Genomic DNA, 5,341 nt, shown 5'->3' on the forward strand with positions numbered 1-5,341 from the left:
CTTCCAGCGCGGCAGGCACTGCGGCCGCGTCATTTCAGACGTTATCCGCCACGCCGTTCAACCTGATTGAAAAACTGACGCAGGATGCGGCAAACGTCGCAGCACTCTCTGCGCAAGCGACCACACCCGACCCCGCCAAATGGGTTTCTGTTGAGGTCATGCATCAATCCGTTCAGGAAGCACTGGCAACGGCCAACAACAATTTGGCGGCGTTGACACGACAGGAATGCACCGGATTGATTACTGCTGCGTTATCTGACGGCCGCTTACTACCGGCGCAAAAAACGTGGGCAGAACAGTTGGCAACATCGTCCCCGGACAGTCTGAAATCCTTCCTGAATACGGCGCCGAAAATTGCCGCATTGACCACTACGCAGACCGGAGGCCAGCCGCCAGCTGGCGCTAAACCCAAAACGGCCACCGAATCTGCTGACGATGCCGTCGTCGATGTCGCTATCTGCAACATGATGGGCGTCGACCCGAAAGACGTCGCCAAGTTTGTAAAAGGAGATGGCAATGAGTGATCGCAATACGCCCCACCGCGATGGACAGCAGTTTGCTGTACCCATTGCACAGGCAACGGAAATTTTCGGCGGGCATATGGTTGCCGCCAATGCGGGCGGTTACGCCGTTCCAGCCACAGCCACTGCCGCTCAGGTCACCCTTGGTGTCAGTGATGGTTGGGTAGACAACGGCCGTGGTGAAAATGGTGATGCTGACGCCCTCGTTCGCCGTGGTCGTGCCTGGCTACTCGCTAACTACGGCGGGGATGCGGTGACGCAAGCTCAGGTCGGCCAGGACTGTTTTGTCGTAGACAGTCAGACCGTGGCAAATACCAGTAACGAAAATACGCGCCCGGTTGCCGGGAAAGTGCAGGCTGTCGTCAATGATGGCGTCTGGGTACTGATTTAAGGAGAAACACCGTGTTAGTGAATGTAAAAAATATCAAGGCGGTTTTCGTCAATCTGAAAGCCACCTTTCAGAACGCGTTTACTCAAACGCCGTCAGACTGGAAAAAAGTGGCGATGGTTGTGCCGTCGACCGGCAAAGAAAACGATTATTCCTGGCTGTCACGCTTTCCGAAAATGCGCGAATGGGTTGGTGATAAGGTCGTAAAAGCACTGGCCGCGTTTAACTACACCATCCGTAATAAGGACTGGGAAGCCACAATCGAAGTCGACCGCAATGATATGGAAGACGATCAGATTATGGGGCTAGCCATTCAGGCGCAAGCGGCGGGCCAGTCTGCTGCGGAATTGCCTGCTGATATTGTCTTTGCCCTGGTCAGCGATGGCTTTAAAAACCCGTGTTATGACGGCCAGCCGTTCTTCGATACCGATCACCCCGTTCGAGGTCAGTCCGTATCGAATAAAGGAACGAAAAAGCTCTCTGTCGCTAGCCTTGCCGCAGCAAAAGCCAGCTATGGCGAAGCGCGTAAGACCTTGCGCAGCCTGAAAGACGAGGAAGGTGCTTCCCTCAAGATTATGCCTAATCTGCTGGTTGTACCGCCTGCGCTGGAAGATGATGCTAACTATCTGATGACCGCCGATCGTTTCCCGGATAACACGCCGAATCCGTACAAAGGCACGGCGGAGGTACTGGTCGCGCCTGAGCTGAAAACCGATACCGAATGGTTCCTGTTTGACACAACTAAGCCGGTTAAGCCTCTGATTTATCAGGAGCGTAAAAAACCGGAGTTTGTCGAACAGACAGACTACAACAACGATAACGTCTTTATGCGTAAGAAGTTTCACTTTGGCGCAGAATCCCGTGCTAATGGCGGCTACGCATTTTGGCAAATGGCGTATGGCTCTACCGGGGAGGACGCATAATGCCGATTCAAATCACCGCTAAACGTGAAGGTTTCCGCCGCTGCGGCATCGCCCATAGCGAGACAACCAAAACCTACCCTGATAACCATTTCACCGCTGAACAACTGGCAAAACTGGAATCTGAGTCGATGCTGGTCGTGGTCCGCGTCAGTGACGAACAAGCCGCTGGGAAAGATTTATCGAAGGATGTCGCCGCCGCGCGGGGCCGCATTGTTGAACTGGAAGGCAAATTGAAACAGGCCGAAGAAAACAATAAGTCGATCCAGTCCGTGCTGACGGCCGCGCAGGAAAATCTCGAAACCGTGACGGCTGAACGTGATGCCTTAATTGCGCAGTTAGCAGAAACCACTACCGATAAGGCGAAAAAATAATGTACGCGGCCCGTGACGATATGGTGATGGCGTTCGGTGAGCGTGAATGTGTTTCGCTTACCGACCGTGACTTTACCGGCAATATCGACGATGCGGTGTTGAATAACGCGTTAGAACGGGCCAGTGCGGAAATCGATAGCTATCTGGCCGGGCGCTATCCGGTGCCTTGGCCTGACGCGCCGCGCGTTCTGGTGGGGCGTTGCTGCGACATCGCCCGTTACCTGCTATGTGGCGCGGGTACGCAGATGACTGAGGAGATCCGTGCTCGTTATGAAGACGTGATCCGCTATCTGGAGCGTGTTGCTGATGGGCGTATCTCGCTGAGGTTGCCAGACGGACAGGTCGCTCAGTCTTCCAGTTCCGGGGCGCGTTTCCAGTCGGCCGGTCGTGCATTTGATAGAGATGCAACGCGAGGGGGGGCATTTTGATTATCAGAGATATTGAGCGGGCCATGATTGACCGCCTGCGCCAAGGGCTGGGGCGCATGACGCCCAACGTACGCTCTTATGGCGGTGAGCTGGACGGAGAACCTGCCGAGATTGCTCGCGCTATGCCCGCCGTATGGGTGACGTTCGGCGGCGTTCAGAGCACGCAGAATGCCAATATTGGCAAACGGAAGTACAAAACATCGGGGCGTTTTGTTGTGCTGGTCGGCGAACGCAGCGTGCGTAGTGAAGAAGCCTCACGCCACGGCGGAGCACGCACTGACGAAGTGGGTACCTATCGCATGGTCAGCGCAGTGCGGCGGTTGCTGTCTGGACAAGACTTAGCTGAGTCCGGATTGAATATTGCGGCGTTGATGCCAGGACGGGTGCGCCCTTTGTTCAACACCAAGCTGGAAAGCCAGGCGTTATCTGTCTTCGCGTGCGAATTCGATACCACGTGGATGGAGTCCGCGCTGGAGAATGGCAAATACCCACTGGAAGGCCCGGCACCTTTCCACCCGGATAGCATGTTTAACGGCTATCACGGCGCTGTCAGCGCCGACGATCCCGATTGGCTGCGTACGCATATCAGCTATGACATTCCACAAACTACGGCATCACCGGATGCAGAGGACATGATTAACCATGAGCAAAATAACGGTTAAAGCGACACCGGGGGTGATGGTGCCGCGCGAGGATAATCCTCGTCGCTATATCGACAGTGATATTGGCGTGGAAGTAGAAAAATCGGCGTACTACCTGCGTCGTATCGCGGATGGCGACCTTGTCACTGTTACCGCTAAAGCCACGACGACCACTGTCACCAAGGTTGAAAATAACGAGGGGGTGACCAATGGCAAGTCCTAACATCAGTTTTGACAGCATTCCCAGTAGCATCCGTAAGCCAGGGAAGTACTTTGAATTCAACACCCGGCTGGCGGTGCGCACTTTACCCACCAATCAGCAAAAAGTGTTGATCCTGGGTCAAATGCTGGATACGGGAACCGCCGAGCCATTGCAAGCCGTTAACATTTTTTCGGACGATGAAGCGGCGATGCTGTTCGGGCAAGGTTCAATGGCTCACACGATGGCAACCGAAGCGATCAGTTGTTACAGCTATTTGCAGCTGCAAATTATCGGCATCCGTGATGCGCAGGCGGCACTAAAAGCGACAGGTAAAATCACGATCACCGGTCCGGCAAGTGGCGCAGGAACGCTCAGCGCCTGGGTGGGTTCAACGCGTATTGATGTCGCGGTATCAGCTGACGATACGGCCAAAGTTCTGGCTGATGCACTGGTGACGGCGTTTAGCCAAAAAACCGCGTTACCGGTGACGGCCACGGCGGCGGATGGTGTCGTCACGATCACGGCGAAAAATGGTGGCGCAGCGGGTAACGATATTGTCTTGCGTTCCAGTGTCACGGCGGCGGGGATCACCACGGTCGTTACGTCAATGTCGGGGGGTGAAAATGACCCGGATATTGCACCTGCACTGGCGGCAGTGTTTGCCGCAGGCCACAACATCATCGTTTGTCCGTATGCCACCCAGGACGCGTTAACGGCGCTGCGTACTCACTTAAACAGCGTAAGCGGCCCTATGGAACAACGTGGTGCCGTGGGTATCTCTGGATGGCGAAAATCATTGTCTACCGGTACAACCTTGACGTCAGCGATCAACAGCGGTCGCATTTCTATCGGCTGGCACAACGGTTCAGTTAAAACACCGGCGCAGATTGCGGCGGCTTATGGCGCGGTGATGGCAAGCGAGGAAGACCCGGCGCGACCTTTGAATACGCTGGCAATGACGACGCTGGATGTTACTGCGATTGAAGACCGCCCTGGCCGAACTGAGCAGGAAAATGCGCTGTATAACGGTCTAACCCCGTTTGAAATTGGCTCCGGCGACACCGTGCAAATTGTACGTGCTATCAGCACCTATACCAAAAATGCCGAAGGTGTAGACGATGTGTCGTTGCTGGACATCACCACCATTCGGACGCTGGATTATGTGCGCAAAGCCTGTCGTGAACGCATCGCCCTTCGGTTCCCGCGTGACAAACTGAGTTCCCGAACGCGTGACCGTGTACGCAGCGAGCTATTGGATGTGCTCTACAAACTCGAAGAGCTGGAAATTGTCGAGGAGGTCGAAGCCAACAAGGCCATGCTGATTGTCGAGCGTGATTCTCAGGATGTTAACCGTCTGGATGCCGCGATCCCCTGTGATGTCGTTAATGGCCTGCATGTGTTCGCTGGCCGCATTGATTTGCTGTTGTAAGGAGTACTGAAAATGGCATTAGAAGAATATGTTGGCGCAATTGTCCTGGAGGTTGACGGCCAGGAAATCGAATGTACCGACCTGAAAGAAGACACCAATACCGGCCGCAAACTGGTGAAAACCATGAACCGTACCGGGCGTTCAAAGGGGTTTTCTCGCGGTATTGCCGAATACCAGATCACGGTATCTGTCGTGATCCCACTTTCCGGCGATCTGGATTGGGAAGGTATGGAAGGCGTCAAGGTTACCCAATATCCGGTCAGCGGAAGCGGCGGCAAGCGGGTGTCCTTCCTGGATTGTTTCAGTACCCAAGTGGGTGCTCAGTATACCGTTGATAGTGAAGCGAAACGCGATATCACCTTCAACGCACTACGTCGAGTTGAGGAATGATGAACGATATGAGTTCGCTATTATACGGCATTGAGGTAAATGGCCTGC

The 5,341-nt window shown here is 54.5% G+C and carries 9 protein-coding genes; all 9 read left to right on the plus strand.

What is annotated here, in order from left to right; all coding sequences use genetic code 11:
• Window positions 1–524 (plus strand): phage protease (locus tag Q7O77_RS14230; protein ID WP_304168571.1); only part of this gene is annotated, 524 nt, incomplete at its 5' end.
• The gene (locus tag Q7O77_RS14235) at window positions 517–912 is read left to right on the plus strand and encodes a hypothetical protein (protein WP_304168573.1); all 396 of its coding nucleotides are present in this window, start codon (window positions 517–519) and stop codon (window positions 910–912) included. The genes Q7O77_RS14230 and Q7O77_RS14235, both read left to right, overlap by 8 nt.
• A gap of 11 nt (window positions 913–923) precedes the next feature.
• On the plus strand, window positions 924–1,832 hold the full coding sequence (locus tag Q7O77_RS14240; protein WP_304168576.1) for a Mu-like prophage major head subunit gpT family protein: 909 nt from the start codon (window positions 924–926) through the stop codon (window positions 1,830–1,832).
• Window positions 1,832–2,203: an HI1506-related protein gene (locus tag Q7O77_RS14245; protein WP_304168579.1), complete on the plus strand. Its 372-nt coding sequence runs from the start codon at window positions 1,832–1,834 to the stop codon at window positions 2,201–2,203. The genes Q7O77_RS14240 and Q7O77_RS14245 overlap by 1 nt, the downstream gene beginning before the upstream one ends.
• A complete protein-coding gene (locus Q7O77_RS14250; protein WP_304168581.1) occupies window positions 2,203–2,631 on the plus strand; it encodes a gp436 family protein in 429 nt (142 codons plus the stop codon). The genes Q7O77_RS14245 and Q7O77_RS14250 overlap by 1 nt, the downstream gene beginning before the upstream one ends.
• On the plus strand, window positions 2,628–3,293 hold the full coding sequence (locus tag Q7O77_RS14255; protein ID WP_304168583.1) for a DUF1834 family protein: 666 nt from the start codon (window positions 2,628–2,630) through the stop codon (window positions 3,291–3,293). The genes Q7O77_RS14250 and Q7O77_RS14255 overlap by 4 nt, the downstream gene beginning before the upstream one ends.
• Window positions 3,274–3,495 carry a DUF2635 domain-containing protein gene (locus Q7O77_RS14260; RefSeq protein WP_304168586.1) on the plus strand — a complete coding sequence of 74 codons (222 nt, stop codon included), beginning with the start codon at window positions 3,274–3,276 and terminating at the stop codon, window positions 3,493–3,495. The genes Q7O77_RS14255 and Q7O77_RS14260 overlap by 20 nt, the downstream gene beginning before the upstream one ends.
• Window positions 3,482–4,903, plus strand: a complete 1,422-nt coding sequence (locus Q7O77_RS14265; RefSeq protein WP_304168588.1) for a phage tail sheath C-terminal domain-containing protein — start codon at window positions 3,482–3,484, stop codon at window positions 4,901–4,903. Before Q7O77_RS14260 ends, Q7O77_RS14265 begins: the two co-directional genes overlap by 14 nt.
• Window positions 4,904–4,915: 12 nt before the next feature.
• Complete coding sequence (locus Q7O77_RS14270) at window positions 4,916–5,293, plus strand: phage tail protein (protein WP_304168590.1); 378 nt, start codon at window positions 4,916–4,918, stop codon at window positions 5,291–5,293.
• Window positions 5,294–5,341 lie beyond the last annotated feature (48 nt).

The organism is Lonsdalea britannica (assembly GCF_946477055.1).
In the GTDB taxonomy this organism is placed as follows: domain Bacteria; phylum Pseudomonadota; class Gammaproteobacteria; order Enterobacterales; family Enterobacteriaceae; genus Lonsdalea; species Lonsdalea britannica_A.

Excerpts from the sequence above, each read along its gene's own strand:
- Q7O77_RS14260 (WP_304168586.1), top strand. The coding sequence starts at position 3,274 with ATGAGCAAAATAACGGTTAAAGCGACACCGGGGGTGATGGTGCCGCGC.
- Q7O77_RS14245 (WP_304168579.1), top strand. The coding sequence starts at position 1,832 with ATGCCGATTCAAATCACCGCTAAACGTGAAGGTTTCCGCCGCTGCGGC.
- Q7O77_RS14270 (WP_304168590.1), top strand. The coding sequence starts at position 4,916 with ATGGCATTAGAAGAATATGTTGGCGCAATTGTCCTGGAGGTTGACGGC.
- Q7O77_RS14235 (WP_304168573.1), top strand. The coding sequence starts at position 517 with ATGAGTGATCGCAATACGCCCCACCGCGATGGACAGCAGTTTGCTGTA.
- Q7O77_RS14250 (WP_304168581.1), top strand. The coding sequence starts at position 2,203 with ATGTACGCGGCCCGTGACGATATGGTGATGGCGTTCGGTGAGCGTGAA.
- Q7O77_RS14265 (WP_304168588.1), top strand. The coding sequence starts at position 3,482 with ATGGCAAGTCCTAACATCAGTTTTGACAGCATTCCCAGTAGCATCCGT.